The sequence below is a fragment of the Dyella sp. 05T440 genome (genome assembly GCF_056395965.1).
In genome coordinates, this window is sequence record NZ_JBFTKN010000006.1 from 36,241 (window position 1) to 51,558 (window position 15,318).

A 15,318-nucleotide genomic window follows, 5' to 3' on the forward strand; every position below is an offset into this window, starting at 1 on the left:
GTCCCTAGCGGCAAGGTGATCCGGTCAGTACGTGGAATACGGTTTGACGGGGTTGGGCGGGAACGGCACGGGCAGCCGTTGCTGGTCGAAGAAGTAACGCAGGTAAATCGTGCCAAGGTTGGGCGCGTAATCGCGTGAACGATCGAGCTTGAAGCGCGTGCCGATCACCCAGTGCGGCGTGAGCCGGTATTCCAGCGCCGCTGCCACCGTATAGCTGAAGCCGCCGCCCGAACCGGTGCCGAAATACGGCGAGCCCACATCCGCGGCAGCCATGCGCGCCACCGCCTGCTGTTGGAGATCCGGGCGCGTGGGGAAGTACGGCGCCTCCTCCTCGTTGGTGGAAGAGTTCCCTACCGAGGCCTCCAACTCCCATGACCAGCGCCTGTAACGACCGGTCCAATCCAACGGGATGGAGGCCGAAAAATAGCGGCCGGGGCTGTAATAGCCGCCGTTGCCGAAGGTGTAGAAATGCTGGTTGTTGGCGTAGTGCCAGTAGTTGATCACCAGGCCGCTGGAAAACTGTTGATCGACGCCCACGTAGACCGGCACGTCGATGCCGGTCCGTACTTTGAACTCATGGTTGGTCTCGGTGTTCTCGCCGGTGAGCACGCCAAAGCCAACGGATGCGAACAGCGTCGTGCGGCCCAGATCCTGTGCGCCGCGCACGGTGAAACCGCTGCGCACCACGCCGCCCCAGGCCTCGCCGGTAACCGGATCGCGCGCTCCGGCATACGACACCAGGCTGCTGGTCACCGGACGGCGCGACACATCCAGCGTCACCGATGCATCGTAGAAATCGTGGCGATAGAGAAATCCGCCGAGGATGCTGTTGACGGTGAAACCGATCGGCGTACTGCCAATGTCGGCGCGCCAGCTGTTGCTCGCGCCGTTGAAGTCGTAGCCGGCCGCCAGCGCGACACCCTTGTCGGTCTGATCCAGGGGTCGCAGCCCGGCATTGCCAAGCGCGGCGATCTTGCCAAACTCGAAGGCAGGATCGAACCGGTCCGCCGGCAAGGTGCCAGCATTGAGCAGGACCGTGTCGGCATGGAAAAAGTAGTGCCCTGTATAGCCATCTGGAAGACGCAGGTAGACCGGAATTTCCGTGGCATCCAGGCGCGACATGCCGCTGCTGCCCGATTCATTGGACTGCAGCACACCGGTGGCCACCTGCCCTTGCCGGCGATCATCCAGACCCTGCAAGGCACGCTGCGCCGAGGTGAGTCCGTCGTCCGGGCTGGGGGTTTCGCCCTCGGCCTGCTCCTGCGTCAACGCCGTGCGGTACAGCTGGGCCGCTTCGTCGTAGTGACCTTGCGACTGTTCAATGCGACCCGACTGCAGGGTGACATCGGAGCGATCGGCATACGGCTGCCGCAAGGGATCGACCACGGCGCGCGCCTGCTCGTTGCGGCCCAGGGCGGTGTAACGACGCGCGATGGCCAGACGCGTATCGACATCGTCCGGCGGGGTATCGGCCAGCACCTCGTCGACCATGGCCAACGCGGCCTTGCGATGCCCCATGCGCTCTTCCATGCGCGCGATGGTGAGCCGCGCGTCAGCATCGCCAGGATGATCCACCAAGACTTTGCGGGCATAAGCTTGCGCGCCGCGATAATCGCGATGGGCCTCGCGTAGATCGGCCTGGGCAAGCAGCCAGCGCTTTTCCTGCTTGCTGTGTTCGGGTACGTCGTCCAGCGTGCGGTCGGCTCCCGCGAGATCGCCTGCATCGATCTGCCGCGCGGCCTTGCGCATGGACAAGCGCAGCAACTGGTCGTCGAACTGCGCCTGCTGTTCGGGCGTGACTCCGGGCCGTGATCGCGCATCGGCAATCCACCTGCGCCACTCCTCGTCACGATTGGCTGCACCAAGCAGCTCGCCATAACGCAGGCGCACGCCGACGGCGGGATCGTTAGGGTGCGCATCCAGCCAATCGCGCACCAACTTCAAGCCTTTGTCGGGCTCGCCCAGGCTGATCCACTCTCGTCCGACGCTCGCGAGCATTTGAGGATCATGGCGCACGTCCAGCGCAATCCGGTCCAGCAGCGCTCGCGCCTCCTCTTGACGACCTTGAGCTTCAAGCTGATGTACTTCGCGCAGGTCTCGTTGCGCCTTGAGGTTGGCCGCGAGTTCGCGCATGCCGTCGGAACGCTCGCTCGCTGGCACCTGGGCAAGCACGCTGCTGGCGGTGTCGATATCGTCAAGCGAATTGAGATAGAGCGCGCTGGCGTAGCGCATGTCGGGTGCGGGCGCCACGCGCAGGCCGTCTTCCATCACCGAACGACCCAAGGCGGGCAGACCCAGGTCGCGATATTGGCGGGCCAGCGTGTAGCGCAGCCAGGCATTCTTGGGCGTCAGGCGTACAGCATCTTCCAGCTTCAATACGGCTGCACCGCTTTTACCGTCGGCAATCAGCTGATCCGCTTCGATGGACAGCAGTTGCGCGCGCAGGGTGATCATGGCGTCGCTGGAACCGTTATAGCGCTGCTCCACCTGCGCGATGAGTGGCGTGAGCTCTTGCGTGCGATGCGTGGCGATCAACACCTTGGCCAACAATTCCAGCGCATCGACGTCCGGCTGCTCCGCCTCCACCATCGGGCGCAGCACTGCCTCGGCTTGAGCCCATTTCTCTTGCGCGATCAGCGAGGTCGCCAGCACCTTCTTGGCATCGCTCTGGTTGGGCTGCTGGCGCAGCGCCTCGCGGGCGAGTGTTTCGCCCTGCTCCGGGTGCCCCTGATCGTTGGCCGCACGCGCCTTGGACAGGGTGCCCCAGAACGTCGCCGTGGCCATCAGGCTGCGCCATTTGCCGGCGTTGTCCGGATCGAGCTGAAGCGCTCGCGCGAACAAGGCACGCGCTTCGTCGTGCTTGCCTTCGCGCATCTTGGCCAGGCCTTGCTCACCAACCGCTTCGCCTTGGCGAGAGGTGGAGGAGCGCACCGGTGCAGAGGACGTCGTCGACGTTTCGCTGGACGGCGCTGCACCCTTCGGCGGCGGCACGTAGCTGGCACCGCCCTTCTTGGCCAGCGCAGCGAGCGCTGCCTTGGCGCTGTCGTCGTTGGGCACTTCCTTGAGGTAGCGCTGATACCACACGTAGTACGCGGGATCATCGCTGCCGGCACTGTTGAGCGCGCGTCGCCACAGTTCCAGGGCTTGCGGACGGTTGGCATCCTGCCGCTGGTAGAGGCGATAGATGATGTCCAGGCCTTCCAGTCGCGTCGACGCGCGATCGGTCAGCATGTCTGCCAGCGTCATGGCCAGGCCCAGATCATCGGGATCCTGCCGCACACGTTCGCGCAGTTCATTCAAGGCCTTGTCGCGCTGGCCTGCCGCGGACATCGCGCGATAGTAATCGCCAGCCAGCGATCCGTTGGGCGCACCGCGCGGAAACAGCGCCTGCATCTGCTGCCACGCTTCTTGCGACTGGCCGGCGCGCATCGCCAGGCGCGCCTTCGCCAGCGCGGTCTTGTCGGTGGTCGCAAGACGATAGGCATCCGCCAATTCGAGCGTGGCCGGATGCCTGGGATAAAGCGCCTGCAGCCGCTGCAGCATCTTTGCCGCTTCAGCAGGTCGATTGGAGCTGAGCTCGATCTGCCCCATCAAGGCCAGCGCGTCCGGCTGGGCGGGATCGATCAGCAGGGCTTTCTCCACGATGCCGCGCGCCATATCCGGACGATTCTTGGCCTGCCATACGCGCGCTGAATCGAGCAGCTGTTTCATCGCCGGACTGGGTGCGCCGGCCGTGGTCTGCGCCAACGCCAGCGACGGCATGGCGCCACCGGCAACCAGCAGCGCGATGGCAGGTGCGAACAAATGATTCAGTGCGCCGCGGGACACGTCGAGGTCCAGGCAGGAACGACTGCGCCGTTCGCATCGAAGCGGTACTGGCCATCGAGATGGCCAAGACCGAACAAGGTCAGCACCTGGCTGTAATAGCCCAGCGGCGACTGCGCGGCGAGTGTGCGCGTGCGTTGCACCTGCGCTTGCGCGAGCTCGTTGCGGCCAAGAGCAGCGAGATACGGCGCCACCGCGGCGGAAAAACCGGCATTGCCTTCGTTGCTGGCTGCGACGCCGGTTTGCGTGTCCACGCGCTCAGGCGGAAAACCATGCGCGGCGACGAATTCAGCCAGCGGGCGGAACGTGTCGAGCACCGCGGCACGCTCCGGCGCATCCGGCGCCAGCAGTCCGGCCCACAGATACACACGTATCGCGTTGTACGCGCTTTCAGCCTTGCTGGCCGGATCCGCGACAAAGCCCTGGTCGCGCTTGTACATCGCCCAATCGGGGGAGAAGCCATGCGGCGCCGTGCCGGTGACCAGCCTGGTCGAACTGTCGAGGATGGCCTTCCATTCCGTTTGCTGAGGCAACGCACTCACCAGATGGCGCATCACCTGCAGCGGGACGTAACTGGGATTGAGTCGCCATACGTCGTCCTGCGGATGAAAACCCACGGGACCGGGCAATACGGTGCGGCCGAGTCCTGGCAACACCGCCGTTTCCTTCGCCACGATGGCCTGAGCCAGCACCGTACCCAACGCCGTATAGCTGCGCTCGTGCCACAGGCGCCCCGCTTCGAGCAGCGTATAGGCGATCCAGATATCGGCATCGGAGGCTGCATTGCCGTCGAGCACGCCCCAGACCTGGGCGGCATCCTTCTTTGTTTGGCGCCCCCACTGCCAGGCCGGCAGATGCCTGGTCAGATCGCCTTGCGCGAGGTTGTTCTGGGTCCAGTTGAGCACGCGATCAAACGTGGCCCGATCATTTGCCACCAGCGCGAAGAACAGCGCATACGCCTGCCCCTCGGACACGGTGACCTGTTCGGGCGTGCTTGCATCGACCACGCGGCCGTCGGCACTGAGCGTGCCCTGCTTGAAGTGCTCCCAGTCCGGCCATGTGCAGGACGCAGCCTGTACATGGCTGGAGGCGAAGGTCACGCCGACCACCAGCAGCGCGCGTAGCAGCGGAATCGAGGCGCGGCGCATGGATCACCGCTCAAGTCGATGTGCGGCGAGCCGACCCAGCGCCCAGAACACGGTGAGTGCCACGAACAGTCCCGCAAGTATGCCGGCCAGCGCCATCAAGGACGGATATCGGGAAATATGGATCCACAGCCAGGCGTACCACGGCAGATGTCCCACGTAATAGGTATCGCCTACGCTAAGGCCCACCACCACTTTCTGCCGCACCACGGTGAGGTCACCGCGTACCTCGCCGAGCTTGGTGTCGTCGCCGAGCACGTCGAGCAGATCACCCAGGCGATCGGACGCATTGGCCGCCAGCGCCACCACGCTCCGGCCCTTGGTGTACGGCGACTGGAAACCCACGAAGGCGGCGGTCGGTCCATTCACGCTCATCGCAGCGCGCGCCACCGGGCCCTGCCCTTTGGGGCGATCAGTCAGTTCACGCACGGACAAATCGTTCTCGCTGCGTTCGATCAGCATGGGCAAGCCCTTGCCCCACTTCGCCATCAGCTCCCCGGCGGTACCGGTGCCGATTACCAGCAGATCGCGGTCGCGCACCGATTCCACCGCGCCGGCAGGCACCACCGATACACGCAGGGCCGGCAGTCCGCTCCAGCGTCCCAGCTGTCCGAGCATGGTGAACAGTGCTTCCTGTTCGTGCGCGTCTGGCGCATCGGGAATCACCACGGCCGTATCGGCCATATCCGCCATGCGCGTAAACGGGAACCCGCTGGTGGCGAAGAACGCCAGGTTCGGCATCGCCGTGTAGTGCACGAACTGGCTGAAGTCGACGTTCGAATCGGGATCCACCGCCGCGCGTGCGCTGTCGGTAGCCGCGGTAACGCACAGCCCGGTCTTCTGCGAATCCATGTGGAACTGGAACTGGAACTGATTGGTACTGCCGATGCGCAGCGCCGGCACGCGGATCTCTTCCGCACCGCGCGCCTCGGAACTGGACAGCAGAGGCACGTTGAATTGCCTCTCGACGCCGGAAGGATCGGCCGGCCGCAAACGCAGCGAACGCAGCAGCTGGTCGTTGACGCCGATATTGAGCACCGAGTCGTTGTAGTTGGACGGCGCCGTATAGCGGTAATGCACGTTCAGCGGCACGCTGTGGCGCGCCCACGCGAACAGATCGGGCGGCAGCCGCATATCCACGCGGATCGGCTGCGGATTGAAGCCGGCTGCTTCGAGCTGCGCCGGATCGGTGACCAGTTCCTTGAAGCTGACCGGGCGATCCACCGGCGCCCAGTTCGGCGCATCGTACGGTCGACGCTCCGGCCCCAGATCCACCGACTTCACGATGGCCTGGTCACCGGACATGCCCACCTGGCCAAGCACCAGCGCATTGGCCGCTTCCTGCAACTCCTTGGTGTCGCGCCCGGCCAGCACCAGCAGCTTGCGACCTGACTGCGGCGGGCTGGCCGGATTGGCCATCACGATGACCGTGGGGCCTTTGATATCGCCCAGCTTCACGCCCTCAGGCATCGCGTTGGGCAGGGCGAAGGCGATGGCATGCCCATCCGTCGGCGGCGTCTGCGCCACCGGGAAGCGTGCACCGCGCCAGCCGGCCAACGCGCCGAACCATGACGACACCACGCCTGCCGCACGCAGCGTCTGCGCATCGGCATGGGCGGGCAGCAGGAAGGGAACCACCAACGACCGGTTGTCGCGGCGATCGAAGAAAGGCGCCGGCAGCAAGGCCAGGCTGTTGGGCAGCCCGATTTCCGAGGTAGTGAGCGTGAGCGTGGTATCGGGGCTGATGTCGGTCCACAACGAGGTGTGATACGGGTCCTCGCAGTGATCGAGCGAGTAGTGCGCAATCATCTGCACACCGATACGGTTGAAATCGGTGAACAGGCGCGGATCGAGCACGACATCCTTGCTCACCGTCTGCCCCGCCTGCTCCTTGTCCAAGGGCAGCGTGGCGACCACCTCGCCGTTGAGGAACACCTTGAGGTGCGAGAGCGAATAGATCAGCGACGGCGAATAGGTGTAGACCAACCGCAGTTTCGCGCCAGTCACCACCTCGTCGTTGCGCACGGCCACATTCAAGGTGCCGTTGGGGTCCTGCCCGCGCAGTTTGATGGCGCCGTAGACGCCCATCTGTTTCAACGTAAGGTCGCGGGCCACCCCGGCGGGTGCCACTTGCGCCGAGGCGTCGCTGCTGGGCGCCGAAGTCGCGGGAGCTGGCTGCGCGACGCCGTGCGCTGCGTCCTGGAGGGGCTGCGCATCGGCGCTCGCCACCATCCAGCCTCCCACCAGCAGTAAACCCCAACAAACATGACGTAGCTGCCGCATGGAATGTCGCCCTGGGTCAGTGACGGAACGTCGGAAACGGGCTGGCTGATCAGGCAATCCCCGTCCCCTGCGCTGCTGCCTCTACCAACGAACCCACACGATCCGCGGAAACTGCTGGGCCAACGCCCATGCACCCTGCCCTCTGCGGCGTCTCCACGCTCATGCCCCTGCTGACGATGGCTTGCTCCGCATGGGCGGCATCCACGATCAGGTGCTGACCAGCATTCCGTGGAGCATGTGCGCAACGCATGAAATCGGGCCCTTCGACCGGTTTCGCGCGCTGGCACAGCGGCACCTCGTCACTCGGCAGAGACGATTAAAGAAACCGGCATAAAAGAAACGTGAATAGTCACACGAAGCACAACCTGGCAGCGTCGAAGTGTGCGGCCGTGCATGAACCTGCGAATTCCCTGGCGCGGCGCAGCAGTTTCCGGTGACTACATCCGAAAGGCCGTAGCGTCGATCGCCTGGTCGATCAATGCATGCCATCCATCGCACACGACCGTATGGACGTCTTTACGTCCGATGACAAAAGGCAACCATCAGGCCACGCCGGTCTTGCCGCCATCCATGGGAATCACCGCACCCGTGACATAGCTGGCCAGCGGCGAGGCGAGGAACACGGCGACGTTGGCGATCTCGCGCGGCTCGGCCATGCGCCCCATGGGAATTTCCGCCAGCTGGTCAGCCAGCACTTCATCGATGGACCGATGACTGGCGCGCGCCAAGGCATCGAGGCCCTCCTGCAAACGCCCGGTACGTGTCGGTCCGGGATTGATCACGTTCACACGCACGCCTTTGGATGCATAGGCACTGGCATAGCCCACCGACGCGAGCATCAAGGCCGCATTGGCTGCACCACCGCCAATATGCACTGGACTGGCCTGACGCCCGCCCTGGCCCACCACATTGACGATGCTGCCGTGGCCGCGTGCCGCCATGCGACGGATCACCGGATCGATCATGTGCATATAGGTGAAGTACTTCGCCTGCATGGCGTCATGCAGCGCGTCGGCGTGCAGATCGGCGATCGGTGTGCGGCGCGCGGCGCCGGCGCAGTTCACCAGTACGTCGATCGGACCGAATTCGTTTTCGATGTATTCGGCCACCATCTGCGCGGCGACGATCTCGCGCAGGTCCGCCGCAGCAACGTCCATGCGCAGTCCTTCGCGCTCGAGGTCGTGCTGTGCGGCATGCAGGTGCGCGAGGTTGCGGGAGATACCGACCACCTTCGCGCCTTCGCGCGCAAAGGCCTGCGCACACGCCAGGCCAATGCCCTTGCTCGCGCCGGTGATCACGACGACATGCCCAGCCAGACCGACGTCCATGCAGCGTTCCTTGTACCCATAGCAACGAAGGTCATTGAAGCACGCTGCCCGCAGCGCGCGCGTGGAGGTGATGCCTGTCACCTGCGATGGCTGATGGCTGGCTCTGCCGCCGACCTGCCTCCCTGGACACCATAAGCGCCAGCTTCCGGGCCCAGGCCTGCCCCGGACCTCGTTCAGCTTTATAGGCCATCAGTCATGTTGCGAATTTTGGCTCGAGCTATTGACGCCTTCGAATATGGTGTTATAGTTCACTACAACACCGGTCCACGAGAGCACTAAAGGAGAACGCCATGAAAGCGAATAACCTGCTAGCCCTGACCGCCGCCGCCTTGTTTACTACGGTTGGCCTGGCCGCCATCAACTCCAACGTCAACAGTCTCCCCGTCAGTGAGATCAACGGCGTCAAGGTCATCGACCTGGCTCCGGTCACGGTCCGCCCGTCGGCTGAAGACCTCCGCGCCGCCGCCATGCTGGCCGACGCCAACGTCGCCACCCTGAGCACTGCCCCGCTGCTGTCCGCCGAAGCCACCTCAAACGTGGTGCTCGGGAGCCAGCTGGCCATGCCCTACTATTCTTTCGGTAGCACCAAGTTCGGCCGTATCAGCAAGGAATAACAGTATGACCATCACCTGGAACGACAGCGTCCCGATCTACCGCCAGCTCCGCGAACGCGTTGTGGCGATGATTCTGGACGGCGCCTTGAACGAGGGCGACCCGCTGCCGTCAGTACGCCAGGTTGCTGCGGATTTCCAAATCAATCCGCTCACCGTCTCCAAGGCGTATCAGGAACTGGTCGACGATCAACTGGTGGAAAAAAGGAGGGGATTGGGCATGTTCGTCATCGATGGAGCCAGGGAAGCGCTACTCAAGTCCGAACGAGAGCGCTTCCTGCGGGAGGAATGGCCCGCGCTCTTCGCCCGCCTGCAACGCCTGGGGCTGGACCTGAAGACCCTGCTGCGCGAAGCCCCCAATAGCGCGGGCAGCGAAGGGAGCCAGTCATGAACGCGGTCGTCACGGCCACTGGTCTGAACAAGAGTTACAAGAATGCGCACGCCCTGAACGACGTGAGCTTTCGCATCGAGTCCGGCCGCATCGTGGGCCTGATCGGTCCCAACGGGGCCGGCAAGACCACCGCTTTGAAGGCCATCCTCGGCCTCACCGATTTCAAGGGCGAGTTGAATGTGTTGGGCTTCGATCCACGCACGCAGCGCGACCAGCTGATGGAACAGGTGTGCTTCATCGCCGATGTGGCGGTGCTGCCGCGCTGGATCCGGGTAAGCGAGGCCATCGATTTCGTGGCCAACGTGCACCCGCGCTTCAACCGGGCCAAGTGCGAAGCCTTCCTGGCGCGCACCAAGCTCACTCCCAATCAGCGCGTGAAGCAGATGTCCAAGGGCATGATCGTGCAGCTGCACCTGGCGCTGGTGATGGCGATCGACGCCCGCCTGCTGGTGCTGGACGAGCCCACGCTCGGGCTGGACATCCTCTACCGCAAGCAGTTTTACCAGAGCCTTCTGGAAGATTATTTCGACGAGAACAAGACGATCATCGTCACCACCCACCAGGTCGAGGAGATCGAAAACATCCTCACCGACCTGATGTTCATCCGCGACGGCAAGATCGTGTTGGATACCGACATGGACACGGTTGGCGAACGATTCGCCGAAGTGATGGTGAGTGCCGACAAGGCCGCCACCGCCCGCAGCATGAAGCCGCTCGATGAGCGACAGGTGTTCGGCAAGAGCATCTTCCTGTTCGACGGCGCCGACCGCGCCACGCTGGAAAGCATGGGCGAAGTCCGTCGCCCGACGGTCAGCGACCTGTTTGTTGCCACCATGAAGGGAACCTACGCATGAAAACCTTCTACTGGTTGCTGAAGCGAGAATTCTGGGAGCACCGCGGTGGCTTCCTGTGGGCCCCGATTGTCACGGGCGGCGTCTTCCTGGTGCTCAACGTGATGGCCATCATCACCGCCGAAGTGCTCAGCGCGCGCCATGGCGTACGCATCGGCGGCAACGACATCCAGATGATGATGCAGCACGCCGATGCCGGCGACTGGAAACAGGTCGGTGCGGCGGCCGACGTGGCGATGATTTCCTCGATGGGATTCATCGGCATCGTGATGGGCATCGTGGTGCTGTTCTACTGCCTCGGCTCGCTCTATGACGACCGCCGCGACCGCAGCGTGCTGTTCTGGAAATCCCTGCCGATTTCCAACACGAGCACCGTGTTGTCCAAGGTCGTCAGCGCCGCCATCGTGGCGCCGGTCATCGCGGTCGTGGTCAGCATCATCTGCGGCCTGCTGCAGCTGTTCATCTTCGCCATCGTGCTGTCCTTCCATGGCATCAACGTGTGGCAGCTGCTGGCACTGAGTCATCCGCTGCGCGCCGTGGCTTCGCTGGTGAGCAATGTCCCGCTGTACGCACTCTGGGCCCTGCCCGCCGTGGGCTGGCTGATGCTCTGCTCGGCCGGCGCACGCAGCAAGCCCTTCCTGTGGGCGGTGGCGGTGCCGGTGGTGCTCGGTCTGCTGGTGAGCTGGTTCGGCATCATGGGCTTGTTCAATCTGTCCTCCGCATGGTTCTGGGCCAACGTCGTACAGCGCGCACTGTTGAGCGTGTTCCCGGGCTCCAACCTGGTGTTCGACAGGCACAGCGCCCTGAACATGGGCGGCATGAACGACAACGATCCTCTGGCGATACTGTCCCCCATGCACACCTACGGGCTGCTCGCCTCGCCTGACCTGTGGATTGGCGTGATTGCCGGCCTGGCCCTGATCGCCGCCGCCGTGTGGTTCCGCCGGGTTCGCGACGACAGCTGATTGACGGTCTTGTCCCGCCTGCATCTTCCGCAAGGACGCGGGGTGCAGGCGGGACAAACTTTTCCCGCCGCCCAAGCTGCGGCAGACTTCACCCCTCACACCACGGAGTGTCGCCATGTCGTTCCGCTACCTGCCCTGCGTGCTCGCCCTTGCCGTGCTGACGTCCGCTTGCAGCTCAGGCAATGATGTCCAGATCTTCGGCGGCGATACCGATGTGATCAACGGCCACATCACGCTCCATGATGGACAAGTCACCATCAAGGCGTCCGGCGCCCCCGACGCCACGGTCGATCAGAACGGGCAGTTGGCCATCGATGGCCACGAGGTGGCGATCAACGACGCGCAGCGTTCGCTGCTGCAGCGCTACAACGGCGCGGCGCGGCAAATGCGCGAACATGCGATGGAGGCGGGCAAGGCGGGCGTGGCTACTGCCACCAAGGAGCTGGGTGCCGTCACCGGCAAGATGACCGGTGCCGACACTGCCGAGCAAACCAAGCAGAAAGTCGAGGAAGCCGCTGCAACCATCAAGCAGGCCGCCGCCAAGATCTGCGAGGACGTGGCGGACATGAAAACCGCGCAGGACGCGCTGGCGACCCAGCTCGATGCATTCAAACCGTATGCCACGGCGGTAAGCGACGAGAACGTCGAGAAGTGCCGCAAGGACACCAGGCACTGACGGAACCGCCTTTGTGGGAGCGCACCCTGTGCGCGACTTGCGATGCGTCACCTAACGCACGAGCGTCGCGCACAGGATTGGCTCCCACATTGTCAGCCGCCGCTGCCACCGCCGCCGTGGATACCGCCGCGCGTGAGCGTCATCGGATCCAGCAGCTTCTGCAGTTCGCTCTTTGAGAGCCCGGTGGTTTCCAGCGCCACATCCATGATCGGCCGCTTCTCTTTGTAGGCCTTCTTGGCCGTAGCGGCGCCCTTCTCGTAGCCGATCACCGGATTGAGCGCGGTGACAAGGATGGGATTCTTGTCCAGCGCTTCCTTCACCCGCGCCGTATTCACCTTGAAACCGGCGATCGCCTTGTCCGCCAGCAGCACGCTGACGTTCGACAGAATCCCGATCGACTGCAGCAGGTTGTGCGCGATGAGGGGCAGCATCACGTTGAGCTGGAAATTGCCCGACTGACCCGCGATGGTGATCGCTGCATCGTTGCCGATCACTTGCGCGGCGACCATCGCGGTGGCCTCCGGAATCACCGGATTCACCTTGCCCGGCATGATCGACGAACCCGGCTGCAGCGCCGGCAGCTCGATCTCGCCCAGGCCGGCGAGCGGGCCGGAGTTCATCCAGCGCAAGTCGTTGGCGATCTTCATCAGCGCGACGGCCAGCGCCTTCAGCTGGCCGGACAGCTCCACGGCGGCGTCCTGCGCGGCCATACCTTCGAAATAATTGTCCGCCGCATCGAAACGCACGCCGCTCAGCTTCTTCAATTCACGCGCCACCGCGGCACCGAACTTCGGATCGGCATTGATGCCGGTGCCCACGGCCGTACCGCCGAGCGGAAGGCGGCGCATGCGCTTGAGGCTGTCTTCGATGCGTTCGATGGCGCTGCCAATTTGCGCGGCCCAGCCGGAAAGCTCCTGGCCAAAGGTCACCGGCATCGCATCCATCAGATGCGTGCGGCCGGTCTTGGGCACGTTGCGCAATTCGCGCGCACGCCGGTCGATGGTGCGCTTGAGGTGCTTGAGCGCCGGCAGCAGTTGTTCGCTGGTGGTCAGCGTGGCGCTGACATGAATCGCGGTGGGAATGACGTCATTCGAGCTTTGCCCGTAATTGACGTGGTCGTTAGGGTGAATCTTGCCGCCCGCCTTGTTGGCCAGATGGGCAATCACCTCATTCGCATTCATGTTGGTGCTGGTGCCCGAGCCGGTCTGGAACACGTCGATCGGAAACTGATCGTCGTACTCGCCCTCGGCCACGGCGAGCGCCGATTTGCGGATGGCGTGCGCCTGGTTTTTCTTCAGGTAACCCAGCAGGAAATTGGCGTCGGCAGCCGCGGCCTTGATCAGGCCCAGCGCGCGGATAAAGGAACGCGGCAAATGCATGCCGGAAATCGGAAAATTGTCGACAGCGCGCTGCGTCTGGGCACCATAAAGCGCCTTCGCCGGCACCTTCAACTCGCCCATGCTGTCGTGTTCGATGCGGAACTGGGTCATGTCCTTGCGATTCCTCTCGGGGGATTTCGGGAATATAGGTCGGGGCGTGTTAGGGCGCCGCCAAGGGGGGGGATAGCGTCCCAGCTTGTCTGTGGGAGCGCACCCTGTGCGCGACAAGCACGCAGCGGTGTACCGCTCCGTAGGTCTGTCGCGCACGCTCTTGATGTGGCTCTCCCCCCGGGGTCCCCGTATGACGCGGCGGGCGGGTGAAGGAAAGCCCAAAGGGATGACGAGCAAAAAGCGGCCTGCGACGCATTGACCACCACCCCCCCAAAAACCCCCTCCCCCTCCCCTGTTGTAAAATTCCCCCTTTCCCGCCTCCGGAACACCCCCGATGTCCTCCCATGCCCTGACCGCCCTGTCCCCCCTGGACGGCCGTTACGCCAGCAAGGTCGAAACGCTGCGCCCGATCTTCAGTGAATTCGGCCTCATGCACCGCCGCGTGCACGTGGAAATCGAATGGCTGCTGGCGTTGGCCGCGGACCCGGGCATCGTCGAGCTGCCGGCATTCACCGCCGACCAGGTGGCCAGGCTCAAGGGCATCGCGGGCGACTTCAGCGTGGACGACGGTGCGCGCATCAAGACCATCGAAGCGACCACCAACCACGACGTGAAAGCGGTGGAGTACTTCATCAAGGAACGCATCGGCAACGATGCGTCGCTGGCGCAAGCCAAGGAATTCGTGCACTTCGCCTGCACCAGCGAAGACATCAATAACCTGTCCTACGCATTGATGCTGCGCGATGCGCGCGACCAGGTGCTGCTGCCCGCGCTGGACGGCATCATCGCCCAGCTGCGCGAGCTGGCTCATGCCAATGCAGGCCTGCCGATGCTCTCGCGCACGCACGGCCAGACGGCGTCGCCCAGCACGCTGGGCAAGGAGCTGGCCAATGTGGTCGCCCGCCTGGAACGCCAGCGCAAGCAGCTGGCAGCAGTGGAAGTGCCCGGCAAGATCAACGGTGCCGTGGGCAACTACAACGCGCACGCGATCACCTATCCGGAACTGGACTGGCGCAGCTTTTCGCAGCGTTTCGTGGAAAGCCTGGGCCTCGATTACAACGCCTACACCACGCAGATCGAACCGCATGACGGCGTGGCCGAATACTGCGACGTCGTGCGCCGCGCCAACATCATCCTGATCGATCTGGCGCGCGACATCTGGGGCTATATCTCGCTGGGCTACTTCAAGCAGGCCTTGAAGGCCGGCGAAGTGGGTTCCTCGACCATGCCGCACAAGGTCAACCCGATCGACTTCGAAAACGCCGAAGGCAACTTCGGCCTCGCCAACGCCCTGCTCGGCCACTTCGCCGAAAAGCTGCCGATCAGCCGCTGGCAGCGCGACCTCACCGATTCCACCGTGCTGCGCGCGCTCGGCACGGCGTTCGGCCACACCATGGTCGCGCTCGAATCGCTGAAGAAGGGCCTGGGCAAACTTACGGTGAACGCCGACCGCCTCGGCGCAGATCTCGACGCCAGCTGGGAAGTGCTGGCCGAAGCCGTGCAGACGGTGATGCGCCGCTATGGCCTGCCCGAACCGTACGAACAGCTCAAGGCACTCACCCGCGGCCAGGGCATCACCAAGGACTCCATGCGCAGCTTCATCACCGGCCTGGACCTGCCCGCCGATGCCAAGCAGCGCTTGCTCGACCTCACGCCGGGCGGCTATATCGGACTGGCCGAGTCGCTGGCCAAGCAGATCTGATCGCGGAACGTTGTCTCTGTTTCGCCACAAGGGCCGCGCATCGCATGCGCG

At 64.1% G+C, this 15,318-nt stretch carries 11 protein-coding genes; 6 read left to right on the forward strand and 5 right to left on the reverse strand.

Annotated features, from left to right (window positions below; all coding sequences use genetic code 11):
• Positions 1-24 precede the first annotated feature (24 nt).
• From AC1DE1_RS09500 to AC1DE1_RS09515, 4 genes are all read right to left on the reverse strand, one after another.
• Complete coding sequence (locus AC1DE1_RS09500; protein WP_477175948.1) at positions 25-3,828, reverse strand: cellulose synthase subunit BcsC-related outer membrane protein; 3,804 nt, start codon at positions 3,826-3,828, stop codon at positions 25-27.
• The gene (gene bcsZ / locus AC1DE1_RS09505; protein WP_477175949.1) at positions 3,810-4,973 is read right to left on the reverse strand and encodes a cellulose synthase complex periplasmic endoglucanase BcsZ; all 1,164 of its coding nucleotides are present in this window, start codon (positions 4,971-4,973) and stop codon (positions 3,810-3,812) included. Before bcsZ ends, AC1DE1_RS09500 begins: the two co-directional genes overlap by 19 nt.
• Positions 4,974-4,976: 3 nt before the next feature.
• Positions 4,977-7,253, reverse strand: coding sequence for a cellulose biosynthesis cyclic di-GMP-binding regulatory protein BcsB (gene bcsB, locus AC1DE1_RS09510; RefSeq protein WP_477175950.1), 2,277 nt, complete (start codon positions 7,251-7,253; stop codon positions 4,977-4,979).
• Positions 7,254-7,795: 542 nt separating this feature from the next.
• The gene (locus tag AC1DE1_RS09515) at positions 7,796-8,581 is read right to left on the reverse strand and encodes an SDR family NAD(P)-dependent oxidoreductase (RefSeq protein ID WP_477175951.1); all 786 of its coding nucleotides are present in this window, start codon (positions 8,579-8,581) and stop codon (positions 7,796-7,798) included.
• Positions 8,582-8,871: 290 nt separating this feature from the next.
• Between AC1DE1_RS09515 and AC1DE1_RS09520 the strand changes: the two genes are divergently transcribed.
• The 5 genes from AC1DE1_RS09520 to AC1DE1_RS09540 all read left to right on the forward strand — a co-directional run bounded on the left by AC1DE1_RS09520 (position 8,872) and on the right by AC1DE1_RS09540 (position 12,075).
• Positions 8,872-9,195 carry a hypothetical protein gene (locus tag AC1DE1_RS09520; protein WP_477175952.1) on the forward strand — a complete coding sequence of 108 codons (324 nt, stop codon included), beginning with the start codon at positions 8,872-8,874 and terminating at the stop codon, positions 9,193-9,195.
• Positions 9,196-9,199: 4 nt separating this feature from the next.
• Entirely contained in the window at positions 9,200-9,583 is a 384-nt protein-coding gene (locus AC1DE1_RS09525) for a GntR family transcriptional regulator (RefSeq protein ID WP_477175953.1), read from the forward strand.
• Positions 9,580-10,437, forward strand: coding sequence for an ABC transporter ATP-binding protein (locus AC1DE1_RS09530; protein ID WP_441604106.1), 858 nt, complete (start codon positions 9,580-9,582; stop codon positions 10,435-10,437). Before AC1DE1_RS09525 ends, AC1DE1_RS09530 begins: the two co-directional genes overlap by 4 nt.
• The gene (locus AC1DE1_RS09535; RefSeq protein ID WP_477175954.1) at positions 10,434-11,399 is read left to right on the forward strand and encodes an ABC-2 transporter permease; all 966 of its coding nucleotides are present in this window, start codon (positions 10,434-10,436) and stop codon (positions 11,397-11,399) included. Before AC1DE1_RS09530 ends, AC1DE1_RS09535 begins: the two co-directional genes overlap by 4 nt.
• A 115-nt stretch (positions 11,400-11,514) precedes the next feature.
• A complete protein-coding gene (locus tag AC1DE1_RS09540) occupies positions 11,515-12,075 on the forward strand; it encodes a DUF2884 family protein (protein WP_441604104.1) in 561 nt (186 codons plus the stop codon).
• 92 nt (positions 12,076-12,167) lie between these two features.
• On the opposite strand, the gene AC1DE1_RS09545 is transcribed toward AC1DE1_RS09540, so the two are convergent.
• Positions 12,168-13,565: a class II fumarate hydratase gene (locus AC1DE1_RS09545; RefSeq protein WP_441604103.1), complete on the reverse strand. Its 1,398-nt coding sequence runs from the start codon at positions 13,563-13,565 to the stop codon at positions 12,168-12,170.
• 334 nt (positions 13,566-13,899) lie between these two features.
• Here AC1DE1_RS09545 and purB point away from each other — a divergent pair, with 334 nt between their 5' ends.
• Entirely contained in the window at positions 13,900-15,267 is a 1,368-nt protein-coding gene (purB, locus tag AC1DE1_RS09550) for an adenylosuccinate lyase (RefSeq protein WP_477175955.1), read from the forward strand.
• Positions 15,268-15,318: the final 51 nt, after the last annotated feature.